Raw genomic sequence first — 26,116 nt, forward strand, 5'->3', positions numbered from 1 at the left:
TTAAGCTGCTACCACGACAACGCGTACGGTGGCTTCAACTTCAGCGTGCAGGTGCACGGCTACGTCGAATTCGCCTACGTTGCGGATGGTGCCGTTCGGCAGACGAACTTCGCTCTTCTGCACTTCAACGCCGGAGGCGGTCAGTGCGTCAGCGATGTCGTGAGTACCGATCGAACCGAACAGCTTGCCTTCGTCGCCAGCGGTGGCAGTGATAGTCACTTCCAGCTCGGCCAGTTGGGCAGCACGGGTTTCAGCCGAAGCTTTTTTGTCTGCTGCGGCTTTTTCCAGCTCAGCACGACGCTCTTCAAACGCTGCCAGGTTGGCAGCGGTTGCAGCGGTGGCTTTGCCGTAAGGCAGCAGGTAGTTACGACCGTAGCCGGCCTTAACGTTTACTTTGTCGCCCAGGTTGCCCAGGTTGGCGACTTTTTCCAGAAGGATCAGTTGCATGTGAAAATCCTCTAACTTTTAACCTTCACCGTTCGCGTTATCGGCGTCTTTCGGCGCCAGACGACCGCGAAAATCAATCAGGCCGTCGACAATGGCCAAGACCACGAGTAACGGATAGATCAGTTGCATAAACAGCAACAGCGTCACGTACAACCCCACCAGCCAGAACTTGGCCAGGCGCTTTTGCGCCACCAGCCCGTGTATCAGGGCCAGCCCGGCAATCACCAGCGGTACGCTGCACAACGGCGTCAACATGGCCATTTGCGGGCCGAAGTTCGGCCCCACAAGCATGCACGCCAGCAGCAACATCGCTGGGCCTGCGGGGATTCTGATACTGCGAAACTCGCGACCAAAACCACCCGGGTTATACAACAACGCCTGCCAGTAGCGCCCAAGAATCAGGCTCAGCACACTGACGATCTGCAACAGTGCCGCTATCAGGCCGGTAAGGACCGGAGCAATCAGTGTGGCCATGCGCGCTCGCTCATCTACCGACAATTGCTGGTAGAGATCCCCGAGGGCCAGTGGCAGGATTTTTACCAACTCCTGCGACAGCGCCTCGATTTGCGGGCGGAAAGCCGCGCCAAGCACCACTGAATACACCACTCCCAATGCCACGCTGACCAGCAGCGTACGGACCCAGGACTCACTTGCGCGCAGAACCAACGCAAGGCTCGAAGACCCCAGCAGTACCAGAAGTACCCGTGGATCGTCGAATTGCAGCCACCAGATCAAGGCCGGCAGCAACCCCAGGGCAAGGACGCCCAAGGCGTCCTTCAAACCGCGCCGCAGCAGCACAAGGCTTCCTGCGGCAGCACCCAACCAATACAACAACGGCAACGCTGCACATCCAGCCACTACCAGAGTGGCCTGCACACGACCGCGCATGATGAACTCAGCTAAGGCGCGCATGCATTCAATCCCTTACTACTTGTCGACTGCCCGGTCTCAGCGGCCGTGGCTGTCGGTGTAGGCCAGCAGGGCCAGGAAGCGGGCGCGCTTGATAGCGGTGGCCAGCTGACGCTGATAACGAGCTTTGGTACCGGTGATACGGCTTGGAACAATTTTGCCGGTCTCGGATACGTAGGCTTTCAGAGTGTTGAGATCTTTGTAGTCGATCTCCTTCACTTCTTCAGCGGTGAAGCGGCAAAACTTACGACGACGGAAGAAACGTGCCATTTGATAGGCTCCTTAATAAGGTCCGTGGATTACTCGTCAGCGTTATCGCTGTTGTCGCTGTCATCACTATCAGCGCTTTCAGCGCCTTCGTGCTCAGGACGGTCGCGACGCTCACGGCGCTCACTGCGGTTTTCTTCAGCCTTGAGCATCTCGGATTGGCCGGTAACGGCTTCTTCGCGACGGATGACCAGGTTACGGATCACTGCATCGTTGTAGCGGAAGTTGTCTTCCAGCTCGGCCAGGGCCTTGCCAGTGCACTCAACGTTCAGCATCACGTAGTGAGCCTTGTGAACATTGTTGATTGCGTAGGCCAGTTGACGACGGCCCCAATCTTCCAGACGGTGGATTTTGCCGCCGTCTTCTTCGATCAGCTTGGTGTAACGCTCAACCATGCCGCCGACTTGCTCGCTTTGATCCGGGTGGACCAAAAAGATGATTTCGTAATGACGCATGAATGCTCCTTACGGGTTGTAGCCTGCCGCTCAAAAACGGTCAGACAAGGAGTGAATGACACTTAGGAATCTTGCCGCTGGGAGGCACATGCGTGCCCGCCGGGAAGGCAAGGGGCGCAATTGTAGAGAAGGGGAAGAAAGGGTGCAAGGCAATTGGTGATTATTTGAACAATCTAATGCACCCCACAAAGCGATGTGGGAACTGGCTTGTGTGGGAGCTGGCTTGCCTGCGATCGCATCACCTCAGTACAACTGATGTACCGAGGTGCCTGCATCGCAGGCAAGCCAGCTCCTACACAAGCCAGCACACATTTGGCCTGTACCAGGCCTGATTACTTCTTGGTCTTGGCCTTGGCGCCGCGCTGGCGCTGGGCTTCGAACAGGCAGACGCCCGTTGCGACTGAAACGTTGAGGCTGCTGACGCTACCGGCCATCGGCAAGTGCACCAGGTAGTCGCAATGCTCGCGGGTCAGGCGACGCATACCCTTGCCTTCTGCCCCCATGATCAAGATCGTCGGGCCAGTAAGGTCCTGGTCATAGATACTGACCTCGGCCTCCCCCGCCGTACCCACGACCCACAAGCCGCGCTGCTGGAGTTTTTCCAGGGTGCGCGCCAGGTTGGTCACGGCCACCAGCGGAATCACTTCCGCCGCGCCGCAGGCAACTTTACGCACAACCGGCGTCAAGGTGGCCGACTTGTCTTTAGGCACGATCACCGCCAGCGCGCCGGCAGCGTCCGCCGAACGCAGGCAGGCGCCGAGGTTGTGCGGATCGGTCACGCCGTCAAGCACCAGCAACAGCGGCGCGCCTTCGGTGCGATCGAGCAGCTCGTCGAGCATTGCCTCGCCCCAGACCTGGCTCGGACTCACGTCCGCGACCACGCCCTGGTGCACGCCTTCGACCCAGACGTCCATTTCACGACGCTCGGCCTGGCCGATGGCAACCTTGTTCTGGTTGGCCAGCTCGACCAGCGCTTGCACGCGCGGCTCGCTACGACCTTCGGCCAGCCACACTTGCTTGACGCGCTTGGGATGGTGACGCAACAACGCTTCTACGGCGTGCACGCCGTAGATTTTTTCCAGACTCATGACTTGGCCTTAGGTTTGCGCGACCCGCCGCTTTTCGCTGGGGCCGAACCCGCCTTAGGCGGGCCTTTACGGTGCTTACTCGGTTTGCTCGACGGTTTGTCGGCGCCCTGGGACTTTCCCCCAGACGCCGCTTTACCACCGCTTTTGGCTTCGTTGAGCAACTGCTGCTTCAATTCGCGACTCTTGCGCAGCTCGGCGTTTTTCGCCGCGGCATCGCTAGGACGGTAAGCATCGCTGACCTTTTCCTTGGTCGACGAGCGACGAGCAGGCTTGGCGGCTGGCTCAGCTGCAGCGGCAGCTTTCGCCGGAGCGCCTTTTTTCGCCGGCGCTGCAGTTTCAGCACCACGCTTCTTGCGGCCAATCGGAGCGTCGATGGTTTTTTCAGCCATCTCGAAGTCGATCTTGCGTTCGTCGAGATCGACGCGCATGACCCGCACTTCGACGGTATCGCCCAAGCGGAAGCTGCGACCGGTGCGCTCGCCCGCCAGGCGGTGATGCACAGGGTCGAAGTGGTAGTAGTCACCCGGCAAGGCGGTGACGTGCACCAGGCCTTCGACGTAGATGTCGGTCAGCTCGACGAACAGGCCAAAGCCGGTCACGGCGGTGATCACACCCGGGAACGACTCGCCTACGCGGTCTTTCATGAACTCGCACTTGAGCCAGTTCACCACATCGCGAGTGGCTTCGTCGGCACGGCGCTCGCTCATGGAGCACTGCTCGCCCAACTGTTCCAGGGCCGCTTCGTCGTACGGATAGATCCGTGCCTTCGGAATGGTCATGGCACCGGCGCGCTTGACGTGCGGGGTGTTCTGCTTGGAATGGATCACGCTGCGGATTGCGCGGTGCGTGAGCAGGTCCGGGTAGCGACGGATCGGCGAGGTGAAGTGCGTGTACGCCTCGTAATTCAGGCCGAAGTGGCCCTGATTGTCGGCGCTGTACACTGCCTGGCTGAGGGAACGCAGCATCACGGTCTGGATCAAGTGGAAATCCGGACGATCCTTGATGCTGGCCAGCAGAGCCTGGTAATCCTTCGGCGATGGGCCGTCCTTGCCTTTGTGCAGCGACAGGCCGAGCTCGCCGAGGAAGGCGCGCAGTTTTTCCAGGCGCTCCGGCGGCGGACCATCGTGGACCCGATACAACGCAGGAATCTCGTGCTTTTTCAGGAACTCAGCGGTGGCCACGTTGGCCGCCAGCATGCATTCCTCGATCAGCTTGTGCGCGTCATTACGGGTAGTCGGCGTGATCTCGGCGATTTTGCGCTCGGAACCGAAGATGATCCGGGTTTCCTGGGTTTCAAAATCGATCGCGCCACGCACATGACGTGCGCCCAGCAACACCTTGTACAGCGAGTACAGCTGCTTGAGGTGCGGGACTACGTCTGCATACTGGGTGCGCAAAGCCTTGGCTTCGCTGGTCTTCGGCGTTTCCAGGATGGTGCTGACCTTGTTGTAGGTCAGGCGCGCCTGGGAATGGATCACCGCTTCGTAGAACTGATAGTCGGTCATTTCGCCGGTTTTCGAGATGGTCATCTCGCACACCATGGCCAAACGGTCGACTTTCGGGTTCAGGGAGCACAGGCCGTTGGACAGCTGCTCCGGCAGCATCGGGATCACGCGCTCAGGGAAGTACACGGAGTTGCCGCGCACCTGAGCTTCGTTATCCAGGGCCGAACCGATCTTCACGTAGCTGGATACGTCGGCAATCGCGACGAACAACTTCCAGCCGCCGGAGAACAGGCGCAGTTTGCCGGGCTTGGCTTCGCAGTAGACCGCATCGTCGAAGTCGCGGGCATCTTCACCGTCAATGGTGACGAACGGCAGATGGCGCAGGTCGATGCGCTTCTCTTTGTCTTTTTCTTCGACTTCCGGCTTGAGCTTGGCGGCTTCCTTGAGCACGGCCTCAGGCCAGACGTGCGGGATATCGTAGGTGCGCAGCGCAACATCGATTTCCATGCCCGGCGCCATGTAGTTGCCGACCACTTCGACGATATCGCCCTGTGGCTGGAAGCGCGGGGTTGGCCAGTGGGTGATTTTCACCTCGACAAACTGACCGACCTTGGCGGCGCCATTGCGGCCCGGGGTTACCAGCACTTCCTGCTGGACCTTCGGGTTGTCCGGAATCACGAAGCCGATGCCGCCTTCTTCGAAGTAACGACCGACGATGGACTCGTGGGCACGGGACACCACTTCGACGATCACGCCTTCACGGCGACCACGACGGTCCAGGCCGGACACGCGCGCCAGGGCACGGTCGCCATCGAATACCAGGCGCATTTGCGCCGGGCTCATGAACAGGTCATCGCTGCCATCGTCAGGGATCAGGAAGCCGAAGCCATCACGGTGACCGGCAATGCGGCCAAGGATCAGGTCGAGCTTGTCCACCGGAGCGTAGGTGCCACGACGGGTGTAGATCAACTGTGCATCGCGCTCCATGGCGCGCAGGCGGCGGCGCAGCGCTTCGACCTGGTCTTCGGTGGTCAGACCGAATTCTTCAACCAGCTGCTCGCGGCTAGCAGGCGAACCCCGATCGGCGAGATGCGCCAGGATCAGTTCGCGGCTAGGAATAGGGTTTTCATATTTTTCCGCTTCACGAGCGGCCTCGGGATCGAGGGACTGCCAATCGGCCATTAGAGAGTTTTCACCTTGTCTATATGTGGGTTAGTTTGGCATACGCGTATTGAAACGGGAAATTTCCAGCAATAACTAGCCGGGAAATGCGTTTTATAGCCCCAGTAAGCCACCTTGCGCGACCGCCCGCGAAATTTTCCAGGCTTTTTTGATAACGGGGGTTTACAGCGTAAAAGTCACTCCGTATAGTGCGCGCCATCGACGACGGCAACGTTGAAGATACTGCCCAGATGGTGAAATTGGTAGACACGCCAGCTTCAGGTGCTGGTGACCGCAAGGTCGTGGAAGTTCGAGTCTTCTTCTGGGCACCAATTCAAAACCCAAGGTCAACCTTGAGTTTCACAAAAACCCGCGAAAGCGGGTTTTTGCGTTACAGGCCTTTGATTTTTAACTGAAAATCTGATTTATAAAATCAAATCAGGGGTTTACAGATCAAAAAGCCCGCCGTATAGTTCGCCCCATCAACAGCGGCAACGTTGTTTGATAATGCCCAGGTGGTGAAATTGGTAGACACGCCAGCTTCAGGTGCTGGTGATCGCAAGGTCGTGGAAGTTCGAGTCTTCTCCTGGGCACCAAATTCAGATCAAACCCGCGAAAGCGGGTTTTTTCGTTTCTGGGGTTTAAAAACTCTGCCAGCAATTCCAGCCATGCCCGGACTTGAGAAGGTTTATCGTTTATCCTTGTAAGAATTTGTTGCATACAAGTGAGGAACACCCCGGATGATGATCCGCGATACCCGTCTCAAGACATCCCTTCTGCGTGGCCTGACCATCACTCTGCTCGGCCTGACCCTACTCTCGCCCACCGCCTATTCCGCCGACAAGGTTGAACTGACCCTGTACAACGGCCAGCACAAGGAAGTCGGCGATGAACTCGCCAAGGCCTTCGAGGCCAAGACTGGCATCCATGTGAATGTGCGCAAGGGCAGCAGCAACCAACTGGCCAGCCAGGTCGTTGAAGAGGGTGATCGCTCCCCTGCCGACGTGATCTACACCGAAGAGTCCCCGCCGCTGAACAAACTCGGCGAACAAGGACTGCTGGCGACCATCGATGCCAGCACGCTAGATGTATTACCCAAGGAATACGTGGCCGCCGACGGCGCCTGGATGGGCGTGACCGCACGCACCCGGGTCGTGGCCTTCAACCCGAAACTGATCAAGGAAGACGAACTGCCCAAGTCGGTGCTGGATTTTGCCGGCCCCGAGTGGCAAGGCAAGGTTGGCTTCGTCCCCACCAGCGGCGCCTTCCAGGAACAAGCCGTCGCGATCCTCAAGATGCACGGGCGCGACGCCGCCGAAGAATGGCTCACCGGCCTGCGCGCGTTCGGCAAGGTCTACAGCAACAATATGGTCGCCCTCAAAGCCGTGGAAAACGGCGAAGTGGCCACGGTGCTGGTGAACAACTACTACTGGTTTGCCCTGAAAAAGGAAAAGACCAACCTGGATTCGCAACTGCACTACTTCACCGATGGCGATGCCGGCGGCCTGATTACCGTATCCGCAGCAGCAGCACTGAAATCCAGCAAGCACCCCAAGGAAGCCCAGCAACTGCTGGCGTTCATGGCCAGCGAAGAAGGCCAGCGCGTGATTACCAACACGTCCGCCGAATACCCGCTGCGCAAAGGCATGGAATCCAATCGCGGCCTCAAGCCATTTAGCGAACTGCAACCGCCGAAAATCACTCCCGCCGACCTGGGCAATGCCGAAGAAGCCCTGGAGCTGGAACGTGAGGTTGGCCTGAACTGATGAACCCATCGCTACCGACCCCCGCCTTGCGCGGGGGTTTTAGCCCACGGCGCAAGCGCCCCTCGATCTGGTTGCTGCTGCCGGTCTTGCTGTTGGTCGGCCTGAGCCTGCTGCCGTTGGTGTATGTAGGCCTCAAGGCCTGGCAAGCCGGCTGGGCCGAAGCAGTGCATCTGCTGTGGCGACCGTATGTGTTCGGGTTGCTGCGCAATACTTTGGCACTGATGATCGGCGTGACCGTGGCCTGCGCCGTGATCGGCCTGTCCCTGGCCTGGCTGCTGGAGCGCAGTAACCTCCCGGGCCGGCGCATCTGGGGCGTGATTTTGTGCCTGCCGTTTGCCGTGCCGGCGTTTGTCAGCAGCTTTACCTGGGTGTCGCTGAGCGCCCAGTTCGAAGGCCTTGGCGGGGCGATCCTGGTGATGACCCTGTCCAAGTACCCTCTGGTGTTTTTGCCGGTAGCGGCCACCCTGCGCAACCTCGATCCGTCCCTGGAAGAGTCGGCCCGCACCCTGGGGCTCAATCGCTGGGGCGTGTTCTTTCGCATTACTTTGCCGCTGTTGTGGCCGTCGCTGCTGGCCGGCGCCCTGCTGATTGCCTTGCATATGCTGGTGGAATTCGGCGCCCTGTCGATCATCGGCCTGCAAACCTTCACCACGGCGATCTACCAGCAGTTCGAACTGGAGTTCAGCAACGCCAACGCGGCGATGCTGTCTGCGGTGTTGCTGATGATGTGCCTGACCCTGCTCTGGCTGGAATTGCGCGTGCGCGGCAAGGGCCGCCATGTGCGCACCGGGCAAGGCGCGGCGCGGCATGCCGAGCAGGTTCGACTGGGTAAATGGGCGCCACTGGGTCAGCTTTATTGCTTGATGCTGGCGATCATTGGCAGCGGCATTCCACTGGGGATGCTCGGTTACTGGCTGGCCGTCGGTTCTTCGGCCGCCTTCCCGGTCGCGCAAATCGGTGAGGCGTTGCTGTCGTCCCTGGCCTTGTCCCTGGGCGGCGCCGCACTTTGCCTGGCGCTGGCGGTGCCAGTCGGCTTGCTGGTGGTGCGCTACAAGGGCCAACTGGCGCTGTGGGCCGAACGCCTGCCCTACCTGCTGCACGCCCTGCCCGGCCTGGTGATTGCCTTGACCCTGGTGTATTTCGCCCTGCATTACGTGCCGGCGCTGTATCAGACCTCGGCACTGCTGTTGATCGCGTATGCATTGCTGTTCTTGCCGCTGGCCCAGGCGCCGATCCGGACCGCGCTGAACAAGGCGGCGCCCCAACTGGAGGAAGCGGCCCGCACGCTGGGTGCATCGTCATTCAGCGCATTTTGCCGGGTGACCTTGCCGATTATCTTTCCGGCATTGGGGGCGGCGTTTGCGCTGGTGTTCCTCGATGCGATGAAGGAATTGACCGCGACCCTGCTGCTTAGCCCGACCGGGCTGAATACCTTGGCCACTGCCGTGTGGGCGCATACCTCGAATGTGGAGTTTGCGGCGGCGGCGCCTTATGCGGCGTTGTTGATTGTGGTGTCGGGGTTGCCCGTCTATCTGCTCACGACGCGGATGTATCTGAGCCGCTGAGACCGCAATCGCGGGCAAGCCCGCTCCCACATTGGAACGCGATTACCTGTGGGAGCGGGCTTGCCCGCGATGAGGCCCGAGCAGCCAACCTCAGGCCCGAAACTGCCCCAGGCTGGCCTTCAACTGCGCCGCCAACCCATCCAGCACCTTGCCACTGGCGGTGGTCTCCACCACCGCCTGGGCCGCACGCTCGGCCTGGGCGTGGATCACTTCGACCCGACCACGCACCGCATGCGCGCCCTGGGCCTGATGCTCGGCAGCCCGAGTCGCCAGGCCAATCGCCGCATGCACCTGCTCAACCGAGGCCTGCACCGTTTGCTGCAAGCGCACGCTGTCGCGCAGTACCAGCAGCCCCTCACTGGCCTGGCGTCCGGCCTTGCCGATGGTTTCCACCGCCTCGCGCGCGCCTTGCTGCAGCGCCACGATATGCGCCTGGATATCGCCCGTGGAGCTTTGGGTTTTACTGGCCAGCGCGCGCACTTCGTCCGCCACCACCGCAAAACCACGCCCGGTCTCACCGGCCCGCGCCGCTTCGATAGCCGCGTTCAGGGCCAGCAGGTTGGTCTGCTCGGCGATGCCGTGGATCACCGTCAGCACCACCTCGATCTGCTCGCTTTGCTGGGCCAGGCGTTCGATCACCTTGGAGCCGGCCTGCACCTGGCCCGCCAATTCCTCGATCAAACTGCCGACCTCGGCCGAGGTCCGCGAATTTTCATCGGTGGCCTGGCGAATATCCACCACCTGCTGCAACGCGGCCTGCATGGCATGGCTTTCGGCCTGGGCCTCATCAGCCATTTGCGACAGGGCCCGCAGACTTTCGGCCACTTCATCGCGCTGCAAGCCCGCCGCCGCATCGGCACCGGCGTTGCGCAGAGTCATCGCGCCGATTTCCACACCGGTACGCTGCGCCACATCACCCGCCTCCCGCACAATGGGCTGCAACTTATCCACAAAGCGATTGACCGCCGAGGCCATGGCGCCGATTTCATCCTGGCTGTTGATCTGCACGCGCTTGGTCAGGTCGCCCTCACCCGCCGCCAGATCATCCATGGCCGCAATCAGCAGTTTCAAGCGGTTGACCACACGCCGCCCAAGCACCACGGCAATCAGCAGCAACACGCCCAGGCCAACCACCGCCAGGCCCAGGCCGATGCGCCAGCGCAAGGCTTGCGCGGCCTCCTGTACCGCACCCGAGGTGTTGGCCGTCATTTGCGTGGCCGTGGCTTGCGCCGACTGCAGGCGGGCGCCCATGGCTGCCGCACTGTCCGCCGCTGCGCCCTTGAGGCTATCCCCCACCAATTGACCGCCGCTGGCGATCAGCGCAGCAAAGCGCTGGTCCAGCGCCGTCAGGTCAGCCTCCACCGCCGCAGTGGAAACCCCCATGAGCACCTTGCCGATCTCCACGCCATTGGGGCTGATGGAGGCTTCGACGTAGTACACCGAAGGGTCGTTTTTCGCAGCATTCAATACTTTATCCAACGCACGATCACCCTCGCCTTTCTCCAACAGCGCCTTGTTGATCGGGTTTTCCCGGTTCAGATAACGGGTCAGATGCTGGCCAGTAGCGTCGTCATACACCACAAACAACACATTGGGATTGCGCTGGGCGCGCCGGGCGAATTCCGACAGCGCCGGCACATCACTGTCCCACATCGCACGCGGCGCAACCGAGGCCAGCAACTGCGCCATGTCGTTGGCAGAGTCTTTCAGGTCCTTTTCCAGGGTCGCACGCAGTTGCTGCTGCTCTTGCTTCAAACGCGCAGAAAGCCCGGCCGTCAGGCGGTCACTGGTGCTGGTCGATAAGCTGTCCAGGCTGGACGTCACTTCCTTGCCCGCCTGCGTCAATTCGCCCGACAGTTTCTGGCTGTCGACGCCCAGGCGCTTGCCCAAATCGGCTTCCAGGGCCGTGACTGTGCTCCGGGTCAGGGCGACCGCCACCAGCACTTGCACCAAAAGAGCGATACCAAGGGTAACGAACACCGGTCGCAACAACCGGCTTTGTAACAATGAGAGAACGGCAGACATCGGGAATCCCTCCACCACGGGTGCCATTAAATTGATAGCACCGCGAAAGAGAGAAACATAGCAAGGGTCGTGCCGTGCCCGAGACAGAAACGACAAAGGGCCCCCGAAGGGGCCCTTTGCTTTTTACATCAACAGCTTATTAAGCGAACGGATGACGCAGGACGATGGTCTCGTTGCGGTCCGGGCCCGTCGAAATAATGTCGATCGGCGCGCCGATCAACTGTTCAACGCGCTTGATGTAGGCACGGGCATTGGCAGGCAGTTCTTCCAGGGTCTTGGCACCCACGGTCGACTCGGTCCAGCCCGGCACTTCTTCGTACACCGGCTGCAGGCCCACGTAGCTGTCGGCGTCAGTCGGGGCAACGTCATTACCGTCTGCATCTTTGTAGCCGATGCAGATGTTGATGGTTTCCAGACCGTCGAGCACATCCAGCTTGGTCAGGCAGATGCCCGAGATGCTGTTCACATCGATAGCGCGACGCAGGATAACAGCGTCGAACCAGCCACAACGACGAGCACGACCGGTAGTCGCGCCGAACTCGTGACCCTGTTTGGCAAGGTGCGCACCGACATCGTCAAACAGCTCAGTCGGGAATGGACCCGAACCTACGCGAGTGGTGTAGGCCTTGGTGATGCCCAGGATGTAGTCCAGGAACATCGGGCCAACACCCGAACCGGTCGCCACGCCACCAGCGGTGGTGTTGGAGCTGGTCACGTACGGGTAGGTACCGTGGTCGATGTCCAGCAACGAACCCTGGGCACCTTCGAACATGATGTCTTTGCCGGCGCGACGCAGGTCGTGCAGCTCGGCCGTCACGTCCAGCATCAGCGGCTTGAGCAGCTCAGCGTACTCTTTGCACTCAGCCAGGGTCTTGTCGAATTCAATGGCCGGCTCTTTGTAGTAACCGACCAGCATGAAGTTGTGGTAATCCACCAGTTCACGCAGCTTGTCTTCAAAGCGCGGCATGTTGAGCAAGTCGCCCACACGCAGGCCACGACGTGCAACCTTGTCTTCGTAGGCCGGGCCGATGCCGCGACCGGTAGTACCGATCTTCAGCTCGCCACGGGCCTTTTCACGGGCCTGGTCCAGGGCGACGTGGAAGGACAGGATCAGCGGGCAGGACGGGCTGATACGCAGGCGCTCGCGCACCGGTACGCCTTTCTCTTCCAGCTTGGTGATCTCGCGCAACAGGGCGTCAGGTGCAACCACCACGCCATTGCCGATCAGGCACTGCACGCCTTCGCGCAGGACGCCCGACGGGATCAGGTGCAAGACGGTTTTTTCGCCATCGATGACCAGGGTGTGGCCAGCGTTGTGGCCACCTTGGTAGCGCACTACGGCGGCAGCATGTTCGGTCAGCAGATCAACGATCTTGCCTTTGCCCTCATCACCCCATTGGGTGCCCAGGACTACGACATTCTTACCCATAACACTTGTCCTCATTCGCGCAAACTTGGTGCCGGCGTTGGCCGGCAGGAAAACTCAAGAAGCCAGTGGCGATACTTGCCAAAGCCCGTTCTGCTGAATCAATTGCCGGTCGCAGTCCGCTTCACGGGCGGCGGCCAATGGCTGCCCAGGCAAGGCCTGGACGACACGCTGACCCTCGCTGCGCAACTGGCAGACCTGCTGCCAGAGTGCCGCGTCCGTACTGTCTGGCATCCAGATACCGCCAGACGGTAGCTCGACTTCAGCACGCCCCAGGGTCACCAGGGTTTTCAAATCGGTAGAAAAACCAGTTGCCGGACGGGCACGACCGAAGTCGGCGCCGATATCGTCATAACGACCGCCCTGGGCAATGGCTTGGCCAACACCCGGCACAAACACGGCGAACACCACACCGGTGTGGTAGTGGTAGCCGCGCAACTCACCCAGGTCGAAATACAAAGGCAACTGCGGGAAGCGCGCCGACAACTGCTCGGCAATCGCCAGCACATCGTCCAGCGCCGCCAATACAGGCGCAGGCGCTTTGGCCAGGCGCTCACGGGCGGCGGCCAGTACTTCGCGACCACCACACAGATCCACCAGCGCACGCAGCATGCCAGCCAGGTCGGCAGGCACACCTTCGGTCAGGGCGATCACTTCGTCGATAGCCTTGCGCTGCAGGGCATCGAACAACTGTTGCTCAACTTCACCGGACAGACCAGCCGCACGGGCCAGGCCACGGTAGATACCGACATGCCCCAGGTCCATGTGCACATCCGGCACGTCAGCCAACTGCAGCATCGCCAGCATCAGGCTGATGACTTCGACGTCGCTGCTCGGGCTTGCATCGCCGTATAACTCGGCGCCCAGCTGGATCGGGCTACGGGAAGACGACAAGGCACGCGGCTGGGCATGTAGCACGCTGCCGGCGTAGCACAGGCGGCTCGGCCCTTCACGGCGCAGGGTATGCGCATCGATGCGCGCCACTTGCGGCGTGATGTCGGCACGAAAGCCCATTTGCCGGCCCGATTGCGGGTCGATGACCTTGAAGGTGCGCAGATCCAGGTCCTGGCCCGCGCCGGTCAGCAGGGATTCCAGGTACTCGATATGGGGAGTCACGACAAACTCGTAACCCCAGCTCTGGAACAGATCCAACACCTGGCGACGCGCGATTTCAATACGCGCAGCCTCTGGTGGCAGTACTTCTTCGATGCCATCTGGCAGCAGCCAGCGGTCTACCGTTGCCATTACGCCATTCCCCTATGACCCGGCCAGCCCTTGGGCGAGCCTTGAGTGAAGCAGAAAATACCCGGCCCCTGCATAAACCACGCGCAAGAGCGACGTGACGAATGGCCTGTAACGGGCCTCGTCGGGCACTTTCCTCGAAAAACCTGTCACGCCTGCAGCGCACAACAACAATCAAACATGCAGACGCAAAAAAGCCGGGAATTTCCCGGCTGCCGCATCATACACCCGTTTTCCGAAAGGATCACCCCGCCGAGCGTTTTAGCCGCCCGACGGAGTGAAACCAGCCAGTCAGCGGGTTACTTGGACTTTTCCAGGTAGCGGAAGAAATCGCTACTTGGGTCCAGCACCATGACATCGGTTTTGTTCGCGAAGCTTTCACGGTAGGCACGCAGGCTACGATAGAACGCGTAGAACTCCTGGTCCTGGCCGTAGGCCTTGGCGTAGATCGCTGCGGCTTGAGCATCACCGTCACCGCGAGCCTCTTCAGACTCACGATAGGCTTCTGCCAACAGTACGCGACGCTGACGGTCGGCATCCGCACGGATACCTTCAGCCAGTTCGTTACCCTTGGCACGGTGCTCACGAGCCTCACGCTCACGCTCGGTGCTCATACGCTCGAACACGCTGCGGTTCACTTCCTTGGGCAGGTCAATGGCCTTGACTCGAACATCGACCACTTCGATGCCCAGTTCTTTTTCAGCCATGGTGTTCAACGAACGCGTGATGTCAGCCATCAACGCATCACGTTCACCTGAAACCACCTCGTGCAGGGTGCGTTTACCAAACTGGTCACGCAGGCCCGATTCCAGACGACGGGACAAACGCTCGTCGGCAATCTGCTTGAGGCCGGAAGTCGCGGTGTAGAAGCGCTCGGCATCCTTGACGCGCCACTTGGCGTAGGCGTCAACCATCACGGCTTTCTTTTCCAGGGTCAGGAAGCGCTGCGTCGGTGCATCCAGGGTCATCAGGCGGGCGTCGAACTTGCGCACCTGGTTGACGTAGGGGACCTTCACATGCAGGCCTGGCTGGACATCCGCCTGGACCACGCGACCGAATTGCAGCAACACCGCACGCTCGGTCTGAGCCACGATGTAGAAGCAGTTCCAGGCAGCGATGACCACGACGACACCCACAATCAGGGCGGTCAGCGATTTATTGCTCATCAACGACTCTCCCTGGAACGTGTTTGCTGTTGCTGCAAGTCAGCGGCCGCACGGGCGCTCGCTTCGTTGGCAGCGGCAGTCGAACTGGCGGAAGACGAAGTGTTACCAGCGCTACGACCACCTTCGATCATCTTGTCCAGCGGCAGGTACAGCAGGTTGTTCTGCCCACCCTTGTTGCCGGTCACGAGTACCTTGCTGGTATTGGTGAAGACTTCCTGCATGGTGTCCAGGTACAGACGCTCGCGGGTGACTTCCGGTGCCTTGCGGTACTCGGCCACCAGCTTGGTGAAGCGGTCAGCCTCACCCTTGGCGCGGGACACGACTTCGTCGCGGTAACCGTTGGCATCTTCAAGGATGCGCTGGGCCTGACCACGGGCTTCCGGCACGACGCCGTTGGCGTAGGTTTCAGCCTGGTTGCGCGAACGCTGCTCGTCTTCACGGGCGCGGATCACGTCATCGAAGGCTTCCTGCACTTCACGCGGTGCCGCTGCGCTCTGTACGTTGACCTGGGTAACAGTGATACCGGTGCGATATGTATCGAGGAACCGTTGCAGGCGCTCCTTGATCTCGCTGGCCATCAATTCACGACCTTCGGTCAGCACCTGGTCCATCGCAGTGGAGCCCACTACGTGGCGCAGGGCGCTTTCGGTCGCGTGCTGCAAGCTGATTTCCGGCTGGTCGACGTTAAGCACGAAGTCCTGCAGGTTGCTGATCTTGTACTGCACGGTCAGCGGCACTTCGACGATGTTCTCGTCTTCGGTCAGCATCTGGCCCTGCTTGGTGTAGGCACGCTCACGCGTGACGTTCTCCATGTACTTCTTGTCGATCGGCGGGAAGTAGATGTTCAGGCCTGGACCGACAGTCTCGTAGTACTTGCCGAAGCGCAGCACCACGGCTTGCTCCTGCTCGTCGACTACATAGACCGCGCTGTACAGCCAGACAGCCGCCAGCGCCACGAGACCGAGGCCAAGCAGGCCGTAGCCGCCGCCCTTGCTCGTGCGACCGCCGTCGTCACCACCACGTTTTTTTCCACCACCGAACAACCCATTCAGGCTTTCCTGCAGCTTTCGGAAGGCCTCGTCGAGATCTGGTGGCCCCTTGCGGTCGCCATTATTGCGGCGTTTACCACCCCAAGGATCCTGATTATTCGAGTTGCCACCCGGCTCATTCCAAGCCATAGCGCTCTCCATCTGATAAAGCAAAGACGCACCCACGGCGCGCCGACCAATGCTACAGAATGCCTGCCACAGCGGCACAACCGCTTTCTCAGGCTTTTATTGCAAAGTGTGTTGTTCGAGGAACTCTGTCGGTACAACACCCTCACGACTCACCAGCCGATTGAGCTCCGAACGAGGCAAACGAACAGCCAGCAGGCTGACACCTTCTTCGTCGTGTTCTTCTTTCTGTACGGCGCCCAACTCAAAAAACTGAGCACGCAGTCGAGCAAAACGCTGCGGCAAGCGCAAGGTGCCGACGAAAAAATCACCACCGAGCAACTCGGCAATCGCCTGCTCGAGCAGCTCAAGACCGCTACCATCGCGCGCCGAGAGCCAGACCCGTTGGGGCCTGCCGTTTTCGTCACGCTGGATTTGCGGCTCTACGCCCTCAAGCAAATCGAGTTTGTTATAGACCTCAAGGATCGGCAAGTCCTGGGCACCAATCTCGCCCAGTACCACCATGACCTGTTCGATCTGCAACATCCGGTCAGGCTCGGCCGCATCGATTACGTGCAGCAGCAGGTCGGAGTTGCTCGACTCTTCGAGCGTAGACCGGAACGCCTCGACCAGCTTGTGGGGCAAGTGGCGAATGAAGCCCACGGTATCGGCCAGCACAATCGGCCCCAGGTCGTCGAGTTCCAGACGGCGCAAGGTCGGGTCGAGGGTGGCGAACAGCTGGTCGGCCGCGTACACGTCCGATTTGGTCACGTTGTTGAACAGCGTGGATTTGCCGGCGTTGGTATAGCCCACCAGGGACACGGTAGGGATATCCGCACGCGTACGACCACGGCGCGATTGCTCGCGTTGGCTGCGTACTTTTTCCAGGCGGCCCTTGATCTGGCGCAGGCGAACCCGCAGCAGACGCCGGTCGGTCTCAAGCTGGGTTTCACCCGGGCCACGCATGCCGATACCGCCACCCTGACGCTCAAGGTGAGTCCAGCCGCGAACCAGGCGGGTGCTCATGTGGTCAAGCTGGGCCAGTTCGACCTGGAGCTTGCCTTCATGTGTACGGGCGCGCTGGGCGAAAATATCGAGAATCAGACCGGTGCGGTCAATCACGCGGCACTCGAACACACGTTCGAGGTTACGTTCCTGACTGGGCGTGAGGATGTGATTGAAGATCACCAGATCGGCTTCTTCGGCATGGACCAGGTCGCGCAGTTCCTCGACCTTGCCGCTGCCAATCAGAAATTTGGCGGTTGGCCGATGACGCGGCACGTTAAAAAACGCGACGGTCTCGGCGCCGGCCGAATTTGCCAGCTCCTGAAACTCCTGCGGATCTTCGCGCGCCTCAGGGTCCTGTCCATCCAAGTGAACGAGGATTACTCGCTCACCACCACCGTGGCGCTCAAAGAACAAAGGAGACTCCTATCAGGCGTTACCTGGCTCAGCGTCACCCTGTTCGGATTCGGTTGCGCTAGGCAGACGAATTGGACGAACCGGCACTACTGTCGAGATAGCGTGTTTGTAGACCATTTGGCTGACGGTGTTTTTCAGCAGGATAACGAACTGGTCGAAAGACTCGATCGTACCTTGCAGCTTGATGCCGTTGACCAGATAGATGGAAACCCCAACTTTCTCTTTACGTAAAGTATTCAAGTAAGGGTCTTGTAGCGAATGCCCTTTTGACATGTGCCGCACTCCTTTAAGGATCAATAATAAAAAATCGGAAAAATAGATAGTTTGTGACCGTCACACCCCCAAGGATAGACGGCAATTGCAAGGACTCAGCTCAATATGGAGACCGTTCCCAAGTATTTCAAGGCGCGTGACAGATTGTCGCAATCCAGACTGTCCAGCCAATGCAAGTCAGTCCAGCTGCGCAGCCAAGTGAACTGGCGCTTTGCCAATTGGCGCGTGGCAATAATGCCGCGCTCCTGCATTTCGGCTGACGTCAGCTTGCCATCCAGATGATCCCAGACTTGGCGGTAGCCTACAGCACGTATCGAAGGCAATCCCGGATGCAGATCACCTCTTGAACGCAGTGCTACGACCTCCTCTACGAACCCCTGTTCCAACATAATTGTGAATCTTTGTGCAATTCGCTCATGCAGCACCTGGCGATTCGCCGGAGCGATCGCCAGATTTGCGACAGTATAGGGCAATTGTCCCGGTCCAGAGGTGCCTGCGTCAGTACTTTGCGCAGATTGTCTGAGGCGGTGGGCTGTCATGGTCTGACCACTGACGCGCCAGACTTCCAGGGCCCGACTCAGGCGCTGGGGGTCATTGGGGTGAATGCGCGCGGCAGACACCGGGTCAATCGCCGCCAATTGCTCGTGCAGGGCTTGCCAGCCAAGGCGCGCAGCCTCTTCTTCGATTTCGGCGCGCACCTGCGGATCGGCGGGCGGCATGTCTGCCAGGCCTTCCTGCAGCGCCTTGTAATAGAGCATCGTGCCGCCCACCAGGAGCGGGATATTGCCCCGCGCGGTGATTTGCGCCATGGCGGCAAGGGCATCGCTGCGAAAATCCGCCGCCGAGTAGCTTTGCGACGGATCGATAATGTCGATCAGACGATGGGGATGGGCGGCCAACAGCTCTTTGGACGGTTTGGCGGTGCCGATGTCCATGTCTCGGTAAACCAGGGCCGAATCGACGCTGATCAACTCGCACGGCAGGACCTTGGTCAGCTCGATAGCCAGGTCGGTCTTGCCGGCGGCCGTCGGGCCCATCAGGAAGATGGCGGGAGGTAGAGAGCTCATCAACGGCCGCGCAGGAATAGTTTGTCCAGATCATCCAGGCCCATTTGGGTCCAGGTCGGTCGGCCGTGGTTGCATTGGCCGCTGCGTTCGGTGTTTTCCATATCCCGCAGCAAGCCGTTCATTTCCGGCAGGGCCAGGCGCCGGTTGGCGCGGATTGCACCGTGGCAGGCCATGGTGCCGAGCAGTTCGTTGATATGCGCCTGGATCCGGTCACTGGTGCCGTACTCCATCAGGTCCGCCAGCACATCAGCTACCAGCCGATTGGCCTCGGCCTGCTTGAGCAAAGCCGGAATCTGCCGGATCGCCAGGGTTTCTGGCCCCAGGCGCTGCAACTCAAAGCCCAGCTTCTGGAACACCGCCAGGTGCTCTTCAGCGCAATCGGCCTCGCGCTGGCTGACCGCCAACGACTCCGGCACCAGCAACGGTTGGCCGCTCAGGCCTTCGCTGGCCATGGCGATCTTCAGGCGCTCGTACATGATCCGCTCATGGGCCGCGTGCATGTCCACCAGCACCAGGCCGTGGGCGTTTTCCGCGAGGATGTAGATGCCCTTGAGCTGGGCCAGGGCATAACCCAGGGGCGGGATGTCACCGCCACCTTCCGGCAAAGCCACTGCGCCCGGTTCGGCACCGGGCAGCGGCGCAAAGAACTCACGATAGGCCGACTGGGCCTCAGCCACCGGCACTGCCGATTGCGGTCGCGGGGTGTATTGATATTGATAGCCGGCACCTGCACCGGAACCCGCCGCCGGGTAACTCGGCTGGGCTTGCGGCGATTGCAGCAGGTTGGCCGCCAGGCTCATTTCGCCCTGGGGCCCGAATTCACCGGCCTCCGGCCCTGTCGGGCGGACGACGGCAGTAACAATCGGCGCGCCCAACTGATCATCCGGGCGCACGTCGCCCAACGCTCGGTGCAAGGTACCGTAGAGGAAGTCATGAACCATGCGCCCATCACGGAAGCGCACTTCATGCTTGGTCGGGTGCACGTTGACGTCAACTACCGCCGGGTCCACTTCAAAAAACAGCACGAAGGTCGGATGGCGGCCATTGAACAGCACGTCGCGATAGGCCTGGCGTACCGCATGGGCCACCAGTTTGTCGCGCACCGCACGGCCATTCACAAAGAAGTACTGCAAGTCCGCCTGGCTGCGGGAGAACGTTGGCAGGCCTACCCACCCCCACAAATGCAAGCCATTGCGCTCGATTTCAATCGGCAGCGCCTGCTCCAGGAAGCCCGCGCCACAGATCGCCGATACGCGTCGGGCGCGCGCGGCATCGTCGTTGGCCTCGTGCAGGCTGAGGATGGTCTTGCCGTTGTGGCGCAAATGGAAGGCCACGTCGAAACGGGCCAGGGCCAGGCGCTTGATGACTTCTTGCAGGTGATCGAATTCGGTTTTTTCGGCCTTGAGGAATTTGCGCCGAGCCGGGGTATTAAAGAACAAGTCACGCACTTCCACCGAAGTGCCTACCGGGTGGGCCGCCGGCTGGACCCGGGGGGCCATGTCGCGACCTTCGGTCTCTACCTGCCACGCCTGCTCGGCGCCACGGGTGCGGGAAGTCAGGGTCAGGCGCGCCACCGAGCTGATCGACGCCAGGGCTTCGCCACGGAAACCCAGGCTCATCACCCGCTCAAGGTCTTCCAGGTCACGGATCTTGCTGGTGGCATGTCGCGCCAGCGCCAGCGGCAGGTCATCGGAGGAAATCCCGCTGCCGTCGTCGCGCACCCGCAGCAGTTTGACCCCGCCCTGCTCTACATCCACGTCAATGCGCTTGGCGCCGGAGTCGAGGCTGTTTTCCAGCAGCTCCTTGATCACCGAGGCCGGGCGCTCAACCACTTCACCCGCGGCAATCTGGTTGGCCAGCCGCGGGCTGAGCAATTCGATGCGCGAGGCGCTGTTCAATACCGATTCACTCATTACTGGGCTGCCAATTCAGTGCCAGGGATGGTCAACACCTGGCCGACTTTCAGTTCGTCGGTTTTCAGGCTGTTGGCGCTGCGTAACGTGGCGGCCGACACCTGGAAGCGTACGGCCAGCATTGCCAGCGTATCGCCAGGCTGCACCCGGTGATCACGCGGGCCCTGGGCAATTTTCCCGGAGTCGCGCAGCCAGGCGATATAGGTGCCCGGTGGCGGATTCTGCTGGAAGAACTGGCGCACGCCAGAGCTGATGGAGCGCGCCAGGGCCTGCTGATGGCTGGCACTGGCCAGCTTGTTGGCTTCGTTGGCGTTGGAGATAAAGCCGGTTTCCACCAGGATCGACGGGATGTCCGGCGACTTGAGCACCATAAACCCGGCTTGCTCCACCCGCTGTTTATGCAGCGGCGTGACCCGGCCCATGTTGGTCAGGACTTTCTGCCCGACGTTCAGGCTGGAGGTCAGCGAGGCGGTCATCGACAGGTCAAGCAACACACCAGCGAGCATGCGGTCCTTGTCATCCAGGGACACGTTGCCCGCGCCGCCGATCAAGTCGGAGCGGTTTTCGCTATCGGCCAGCCAGCGTGCAGTCTCAGACGTGGCGCCGCGATCCGACAGGGCAAACACCGAGGCGCCAAAGGCGGCCTTCGACGGTGCGGCGTCGGCGTGGATCGAGACGAACAGGTCGGCGCCCTTCTTGCGGGCGATTTCGGTACGCCCGCGCAATGGGATGAAATAGTCACCCGTACGGGTCAATTCGGCGCGGTAGCCTTTCATGCCGTTGATCTGGCGCTGCAATTCCCGGGCAATGGCCAGGACCACGTCTTTTTCGTGTTGGCCACGGGAACCGGAGGCGCCCGGGTCTTCACCGCCGTGGCCGGCATCGATCACTACGATGACGTCACGCTTGCCGGCCGGTGCGGGCGGCAGCGGTGGCAACTTGACCTGGGGCTGCGCAGGGTTGACCGGCACCGCAGGCGTCGTGGCAACAGCAGGCGTTGGCGCAGGGGCTGGCGCCGCGTCGGCCGGGTTGTCAAACAGGTCGACCACCAAGCGGTTGCCATACTGGGCGTTCGGTGCGAGGGAAAAACTCTTGGGTGTGACGACCTTCTTCAGGTCGATGACCACCCGCAGGTCGGTCGGCGTGCGCTGGGCCGAGCGCATCGCGGTAATCGGCGTGTTGGCCGTGGAAACCTTCAACGGCGCGGCCAGGGTCGCACCATTGATGTCGATGACCAGGCGATCAGGCGCCGTCAGGGTAAAGACACTGTGCTGGACCGGGCCAGACAGGTCGAACACCAGTCGCGTGTTATCCGGCGCTCGCCACAGGCGCACACTTTTTACCTGTGAAGCGGCCAGAGCATTGACAGTCATTGCCGCAAGCAACACCCCCACGACAGCAACCAACGCGCGAAAGCGCATACCTAACCCACCCATTATTAGAATTCCAAAGCCAAAGCGGCGCACCAGGACTCACTGCGCGCGCTCTGGGACAACAATTTCAACTGACGCCCATTGTCATGCGGGGTAATGGTAATGGTCAGGTCAGGCTTTGGCAAAAAGCCTGTGCCCTTGTCCGGCCACTCGATCAGGCATAACGCATCGCCATCGAAGTAATCGCGGATGCCCATGTACTCCAATTCCTCGGGATCCACCAAGCGATAGAGGTCGAAATGGAACGCCCGCACGTCACCGATCTCGTAAGGTTCTACCAAAGTGAACGTCGGACTTTTTACTGCGCCGGTATGGCCAAGCCCACGAATAATGCCGCGCGACAGCGTGGTTTTGCCGGCCCCCAGATCGCCCTGCAGAAAAATCAGGCCCGCGCCCTGGGTGATTTCGGCAATGCGTTTGCCAAAAGCCACCATGGCCTCCTCATCCGCAATAAACAGCGTTACTTCAGACACGGTGACTGCTCCTCCAACAACTGACGAATGGCGGGAATCAGGTCGCTGGCAGCCAGGCCGCGACCAAAACTACCCTGACGGTCGCCCGCCGTGGCATGCAACCACACCGCCAGGCTGGCGGCCTCGAACGCCGGCATGCCCTGAGCCAGCAGCGCGCCGGTGAGGCCGGCAAGCACATCGCCCAAACCCGCCGACGCCATGGCGGGATGGCCCTGATCGCAACGTGCCACCCGCCCATCCGGGCTGGCGATCAGGCTGCCAGCGCCCTTGAATACCGTGACGGCATTGAATTTCTGGCTCAGCGCGCGCGCCACCTTAAGCCGGTCGGCCTGAACCTCGGCTGTCGAGATCCCCATCAGCCGCGCCGCTTCCCCAGGGTGCGGAGTGATCACACAACCGCCCGGCAGAGCTACATGGCCTGCGGCCAGCAGGTTCAGTGCATCAGCATCCCAGACCTGGGGTTGACGGGCATTGGCAGCCACCGACAGCAGGCTTTTACCCCACGCCATGTCGCCGAGGCCGGGACCAATAACGATCACCGAGACTTTCTCCAGCAGGGCCATCAACTGATTGGCCGAATGCACGCCCCGCACCATGACTTCCGGCAAACGGGTCAGGGCTGCCGGGACGTGCTCGCTGCGGGTCGCCAGGGATACCAGGCCAGCACCGCTGCGCAGTGCGCTTTCGGCACTCAGCAGCGACGCGCCGCCAAAGCCATGGTCGCCGCCAATGACCAGGACATGGCCAAATTGGCCCTTGTGGGCCGCTGGGGAGCGCGCAGCCAGTTGCGGCAAATGGCCAGGCAACAGCGGCTGAACGTCGGTTATTTCGTGTTTTGTCTGCGGCATGCGTCTTCAAGCTCCGATGTCTGGCAGAATTATACGCATCTAACCTGCGGTTTCTCTCGTCTCATGCCTGCTATTACCACCGATCTGCCCGCCCTCGCCCAATCGATCAAAGACTGGGGCCGCGAGTTGGGCTTTCAACAAGTCGGCATCAGCGGCCTGGACCTGGCCGAGCATGAACAGCACCTGCAGCGCTGGCTCGACGCGGGCTACCACGGCGAGATGGACTATATGGGCGCCCATGGCAGCAAGCGCTCGCACCCCGACGAACTGGTACCCGGCACCTTGCGCGTGGTGTCCCTGCGCATGGATTACCTGCCCGGCGACACACAAATGGCGCAACTGCTGGCCCAACCCGAAAAAGCCTACATCTCCCGCTACGCCCTGGGCCGCGACTACCACAAGCTGATCCGCAAGCGCGTGCAGCAACTGGCCGACCGCATCCAGGCCCAGATCGGCCCGTTTGGCTTTCGCGCCTTTGTCGACAGCGCCCCGGTGCTGGAAAAAGCCATCGCTGAAAAGGCCGGCCTGGGCTGGATCGGTAAAAACACCCTGGTCCTCAACCGCAAGGCCGGCAGTTACTTCTTTCTCAGCGAGCTGTTTGTCGACCTGCCGCTGCCTATCGACCCGCCCCACAGCACCGAACACTGCGGCCGCTGCACCGCCTGCCTGGATATCTGCCCGACCAATGCGTTCGTCGGGCCCTATGTACTGGACGCCCGGCGCTGTATTTCCTACCTGACCATTGAGTTGAAGAGCGCGATCCCCGAAGACCTGCGGCCGTTGATTGGCAACCGCGTGTTCGGCTGTGATGACTGTCAGATCGTTTGCCCGTGGAATCGTTTCGCCCGACCTTCAGGAGAAAGCGATTTCAAGCCGCGCCACAACCTGGATAACGCCGAACTGGCCGAGTTGTTTATGTGGGACGAGGATAAATTCCTCAGCAGCACCGAAGGCTCGCCACTGCGCCGTGCCGGTTACGAGCGCTGGCTACGCAACCTGGCCGTGGGCCTGGGGAATGCGCCCTCCAGCATTCCGGTGCTCGAAGCGTTGAAGGCGCGCCGGGATTACCCCTCTGAACTGGTCCGCGAACATGTGGAATGGGCACTGAACCAGCACGCAATCCGTCAGTGCTCGTCGTTGTAGACGAACTTGGGCATTTCCCAATGAAAGCGGATCGCCAGCAGGCGCAGCAGAAAACCGCTGAACAGGGTCAGCAGGATAGCTTGCTCGCTGGGCAGTTCGAGGTAGATGCACAGCATGTAGCACCAGGCCGCGAGGAACGACACGCTGGCGTACAGCTCGCGGCGGAAGATCAGCGGAATGTCGTTGCAGAAGATATCCCGCAGGATGCCGCCGAACACCCCGGTAATCACGCCGCTGACCGAAGCCACCAGCATGCCGTGGCCCATTTCCAGGGCCGTCATGCAGCCGATCAGCGTGAAGGCCACCAGGCCCACGGCGTCCAGCGCCAAAAACAGTGAACGCAAATGGCGCATCAGCGGCGCGATAAAGATCGTCACCAAGGCCGCGACTGAGGTCAGCACCAGGTATTCCGGGTGCTTGACCCAGGTCAGCGGGTAGTGGCCGAGCAGCACATCACGCACCGAACCGCCGCCAAGGGCTGTGACGCACGCGATCAGCACCACGCCGAACCAATCCATGCCGCGCCGACCGGCGGACAAGGCACCGGTCATGGCTTCGGCGGTGATGGCGATGAGGTAGAGCATCAACAGCATGATGGCGATCCTTGCAGGAATATTGTGCAGAGCTGGCGTGTGGTGGCGAGCGGGCTTGCCCCGCGCTGGGCTGCGTAGCAGCCCCGATATTGGGCGATGATATCCGACCGAAGGGTTGCAGTGGCTGAATTAGGGCCGCTGCGCGCCCCAGCGCGGGGCAAGCCCGCTCGCCACGACATACCCACAACAAACCTGCCAAACGGTAGGATCAGGCCTTGATGAAATGCTTGCGGTAATGCTGCAACTCGGCAATCGACTCGCGGATATCGTCCAGGGCCAGGTGGGTGCTGCCCTTGTGGAAGCTGTCCTTGACCTCCGGCGCCCAGCGCGCGGCCAGTTCTTTCAAGGTCGACACGTCAAGGTTGCGGTAGTGGAAGTAGCTTTCCAGTGCCTTCATATGGGTATAGAGGAAGCGGCGGTCCTGGCAGATGCTGTTGCCACAGATCGGCGACTTGCCCTTGGGCACCCATTTTTCCAGGAAGGCAATCGTCTCGGCCTCAGCCTCGGCCATGCTGATGCGGCTGTCGCGCACACGCTGGGTCAGGCCCGAGTTGCCGTGGGTGCGGGTGTTCCACTCATCCATAGTGGCCAACACCGCGTCGCTATGGTGGATAGCGATCACCGGACCTTCGGCCAAGGTGTTGAGGTTGCTGTCGGTGACAATGGTCGCCATCTCGATGATGACGTCGGTGTCAGGGTTCAGACCGGTCATTTCCAGATCGATCCAAATCAGGTTCTGTGGGTTTTGCATGTCGTAGTTCCTTGGCACCTTGGCGTAGCTGCGCAGTTTAGCAGGCGGCGGCGTGCTAGACTCGCGACCGTTTTACCCAACCTT

Annotated in this window: 23 protein-coding genes and 2 tRNA genes; 5 read left to right on the forward strand and 20 right to left on the reverse strand. The window is 60.8% G+C overall.

The genetic code is table 11. The features are described 5' to 3' along the window. From rplI to rnr, 6 genes are all read right to left on the reverse strand, one after another. The gene (rplI, locus tag BHC62_RS24365; protein WP_003171376.1) at positions 1 to 447 is read right to left on the reverse strand and encodes a 50S ribosomal protein L9; all 447 of its coding nucleotides are present in this window, start codon (positions 445 to 447) and stop codon (positions 1 to 3) included. Between the two features lie 18 nt (positions 448 to 465). Continuing rightward, on the reverse strand, positions 466 to 1,359 hold the full coding sequence (locus BHC62_RS24370) for a hypothetical protein (protein WP_029299607.1): 894 nt from the start codon (positions 1,357 to 1,359) through the stop codon (positions 466 to 468). A gap of 36 nt (positions 1,360 to 1,395) precedes the next feature. Beyond that, positions 1,396 to 1,626: a 30S ribosomal protein S18 gene (gene rpsR, locus BHC62_RS24375; RefSeq protein ID WP_003171373.1), complete on the reverse strand. Its 231-nt coding sequence runs from the start codon at positions 1,624 to 1,626 to the stop codon at positions 1,396 to 1,398. Positions 1,627 to 1,655: 29 nt separating this feature from the next. Next, on the reverse strand, positions 1,656 to 2,078 hold the full coding sequence (gene rpsF, locus BHC62_RS24380) for a 30S ribosomal protein S6 (protein WP_003217491.1): 423 nt from the start codon (positions 2,076 to 2,078) through the stop codon (positions 1,656 to 1,658). A gap of 332 nt (positions 2,079 to 2,410) precedes the next feature. After that, positions 2,411 to 3,166 (reverse strand): 23S rRNA (guanosine(2251)-2'-O)-methyltransferase RlmB, encoded by a 756-nt coding sequence (rlmB, locus tag BHC62_RS24385; protein WP_032862039.1) that lies wholly within the window; start codon positions 3,164 to 3,166, stop codon positions 2,411 to 2,413. Then, positions 3,163 to 5,793 (reverse strand): ribonuclease R, encoded by a 2,631-nt coding sequence (rnr, locus tag BHC62_RS24390; protein ID WP_070996432.1) that lies wholly within the window; start codon positions 5,791 to 5,793, stop codon positions 3,163 to 3,165. Before rnr ends, rlmB begins: the two co-directional genes overlap by 4 nt. 224 nt (positions 5,794 to 6,017) lie before the next feature. Between rnr and BHC62_RS24395 the strand changes: the two genes are divergently transcribed. From BHC62_RS24395 to BHC62_RS24410, 4 genes are all read left to right on the forward strand, one after another. Then, positions 6,018 to 6,104: transfer RNA gene (locus tag BHC62_RS24395), tRNA-Leu, on the forward strand. A gap of 177 nt (positions 6,105 to 6,281) precedes the next feature. Then, positions 6,282 to 6,368 (forward strand) — tRNA-Leu (locus BHC62_RS24400). Positions 6,369 to 6,512: 144 nt separating this feature from the next. Next, positions 6,513 to 7,538, forward strand: coding sequence for an extracellular solute-binding protein (locus BHC62_RS24405; RefSeq protein WP_029299595.1), 1,026 nt, complete (start codon positions 6,513 to 6,515; stop codon positions 7,536 to 7,538). Then, positions 7,538 to 9,103 carry an iron ABC transporter permease gene (locus tag BHC62_RS24410; RefSeq protein ID WP_070996433.1) on the forward strand — a complete coding sequence of 522 codons (1,566 nt, stop codon included), beginning with the start codon at positions 7,538 to 7,540 and terminating at the stop codon, positions 9,101 to 9,103. The genes BHC62_RS24405 and BHC62_RS24410 overlap by 1 nt, the downstream gene beginning before the upstream one ends. A 90-nt stretch (positions 9,104 to 9,193) precedes the next feature. Here the strand turns inward: BHC62_RS24410 and BHC62_RS24415 are convergent, their stop codons facing one another. The 12 genes from BHC62_RS24415 to BHC62_RS24470 form a co-directional block, all read right to left on the reverse strand. Beyond that, positions 9,194 to 11,128, reverse strand: a complete 1,935-nt coding sequence (locus BHC62_RS24415) for a methyl-accepting chemotaxis protein (protein ID WP_070996434.1) — start codon at positions 11,126 to 11,128, stop codon at positions 9,194 to 9,196. Between the two features lie 139 nt (positions 11,129 to 11,267). Continuing rightward, positions 11,268 to 12,557 carry an adenylosuccinate synthase gene (locus BHC62_RS24420; RefSeq protein ID WP_029299589.1) on the reverse strand — a complete coding sequence of 430 codons (1,290 nt, stop codon included), beginning with the start codon at positions 12,555 to 12,557 and terminating at the stop codon, positions 11,268 to 11,270. A 54-nt stretch (positions 12,558 to 12,611) separates the two neighbouring features. Then, entirely contained in the window at positions 12,612 to 13,799 is a 1,188-nt protein-coding gene (locus BHC62_RS24425; RefSeq protein ID WP_029299587.1) for an ATP phosphoribosyltransferase regulatory subunit, read from the reverse strand. 296 nt (positions 13,800 to 14,095) lie between these two features. After that, on the reverse strand, positions 14,096 to 14,962 hold the full coding sequence (hflC, locus tag BHC62_RS24430) for a protease modulator HflC (RefSeq protein ID WP_010213607.1): 867 nt from the start codon (positions 14,960 to 14,962) through the stop codon (positions 14,096 to 14,098). Continuing rightward, positions 14,962 to 16,140: an FtsH protease activity modulator HflK gene (hflK, locus tag BHC62_RS24435; RefSeq protein ID WP_029299584.1), complete on the reverse strand. Its 1,179-nt coding sequence runs from the start codon at positions 16,138 to 16,140 to the stop codon at positions 14,962 to 14,964. The genes hflC and hflK overlap by 1 nt, the downstream gene beginning before the upstream one ends. 96 nt (positions 16,141 to 16,236) lie before the next feature. After that, positions 16,237 to 17,538 (reverse strand): ribosome rescue GTPase HflX, encoded by a 1,302-nt coding sequence (gene hflX / locus BHC62_RS24440; RefSeq protein ID WP_070996435.1) that lies wholly within the window; start codon positions 17,536 to 17,538, stop codon positions 16,237 to 16,239. Between the two features lie 12 nt (positions 17,539 to 17,550). After that, complete coding sequence (gene hfq, locus BHC62_RS24445; RefSeq protein ID WP_010221594.1) at positions 17,551 to 17,811, reverse strand: RNA chaperone Hfq; 261 nt, start codon at positions 17,809 to 17,811, stop codon at positions 17,551 to 17,553. A gap of 95 nt (positions 17,812 to 17,906) precedes the next feature. Next, positions 17,907 to 18,878, reverse strand: coding sequence for a tRNA (adenosine(37)-N6)-dimethylallyltransferase MiaA (gene miaA / locus BHC62_RS24450; protein ID WP_070996436.1), 972 nt, complete (start codon positions 18,876 to 18,878; stop codon positions 17,907 to 17,909). Then, a complete protein-coding gene (gene mutL / locus BHC62_RS24455; RefSeq protein ID WP_176770990.1) occupies positions 18,878 to 20,776 on the reverse strand; it encodes a DNA mismatch repair endonuclease MutL in 1,899 nt (632 codons plus the stop codon). Before mutL ends, miaA begins: the two co-directional genes overlap by 1 nt. Positions 20,777 to 20,790: 14 nt before the next feature. Further along, positions 20,791 to 22,212 carry an N-acetylmuramoyl-L-alanine amidase gene (locus BHC62_RS24460; protein WP_029299576.1) on the reverse strand — a complete coding sequence of 474 codons (1,422 nt, stop codon included), beginning with the start codon at positions 22,210 to 22,212 and terminating at the stop codon, positions 20,791 to 20,793. A gap of 17 nt (positions 22,213 to 22,229) precedes the next feature. Beyond that, positions 22,230 to 22,697, reverse strand: coding sequence for a tRNA (adenosine(37)-N6)-threonylcarbamoyltransferase complex ATPase subunit type 1 TsaE (gene tsaE, locus BHC62_RS24465; protein ID WP_029299575.1), 468 nt, complete (start codon positions 22,695 to 22,697; stop codon positions 22,230 to 22,232). Next, entirely contained in the window at positions 22,685 to 23,545 is an 861-nt protein-coding gene (locus BHC62_RS24470; RefSeq protein WP_070996438.1) for an NAD(P)H-hydrate dehydratase, read from the reverse strand. Before BHC62_RS24470 ends, tsaE begins: the two co-directional genes overlap by 13 nt. A 63-nt stretch (positions 23,546 to 23,608) precedes the next feature. Between BHC62_RS24470 and queG the strand changes: the two genes are divergently transcribed. Continuing rightward, positions 23,609 to 24,688: a tRNA epoxyqueuosine(34) reductase QueG gene (gene queG / locus BHC62_RS24475; protein ID WP_029299568.1), complete on the forward strand. Its 1,080-nt coding sequence runs from the start codon at positions 23,609 to 23,611 to the stop codon at positions 24,686 to 24,688. On the opposite strand, the gene BHC62_RS24480 is transcribed toward queG, so the two are convergent. Both BHC62_RS24480 and orn read right to left on the reverse strand, forming a co-directional pair. Then, positions 24,670 to 25,284 (reverse strand): trimeric intracellular cation channel family protein, encoded by a 615-nt coding sequence (locus BHC62_RS24480; RefSeq protein ID WP_169851492.1) that lies wholly within the window; start codon positions 25,282 to 25,284, stop codon positions 24,670 to 24,672. The genes queG and BHC62_RS24480 overlap by 19 nt on opposite strands. 205 nt (positions 25,285 to 25,489) lie before the next feature. Next, on the reverse strand, positions 25,490 to 26,032 hold the full coding sequence (gene orn, locus BHC62_RS24485; RefSeq protein WP_010213620.1) for an oligoribonuclease: 543 nt from the start codon (positions 26,030 to 26,032) through the stop codon (positions 25,490 to 25,492). Between the last annotated feature and the right edge of the window lie 84 nt (positions 26,033 to 26,116).

It is taken from the genome of Pseudomonas sp. 06C 126 (assembly GCF_001855215.1).
Lineage (GTDB): Bacteria > Pseudomonadota > Gammaproteobacteria > Pseudomonadales > Pseudomonadaceae > Aquipseudomonas > Aquipseudomonas proteolytica.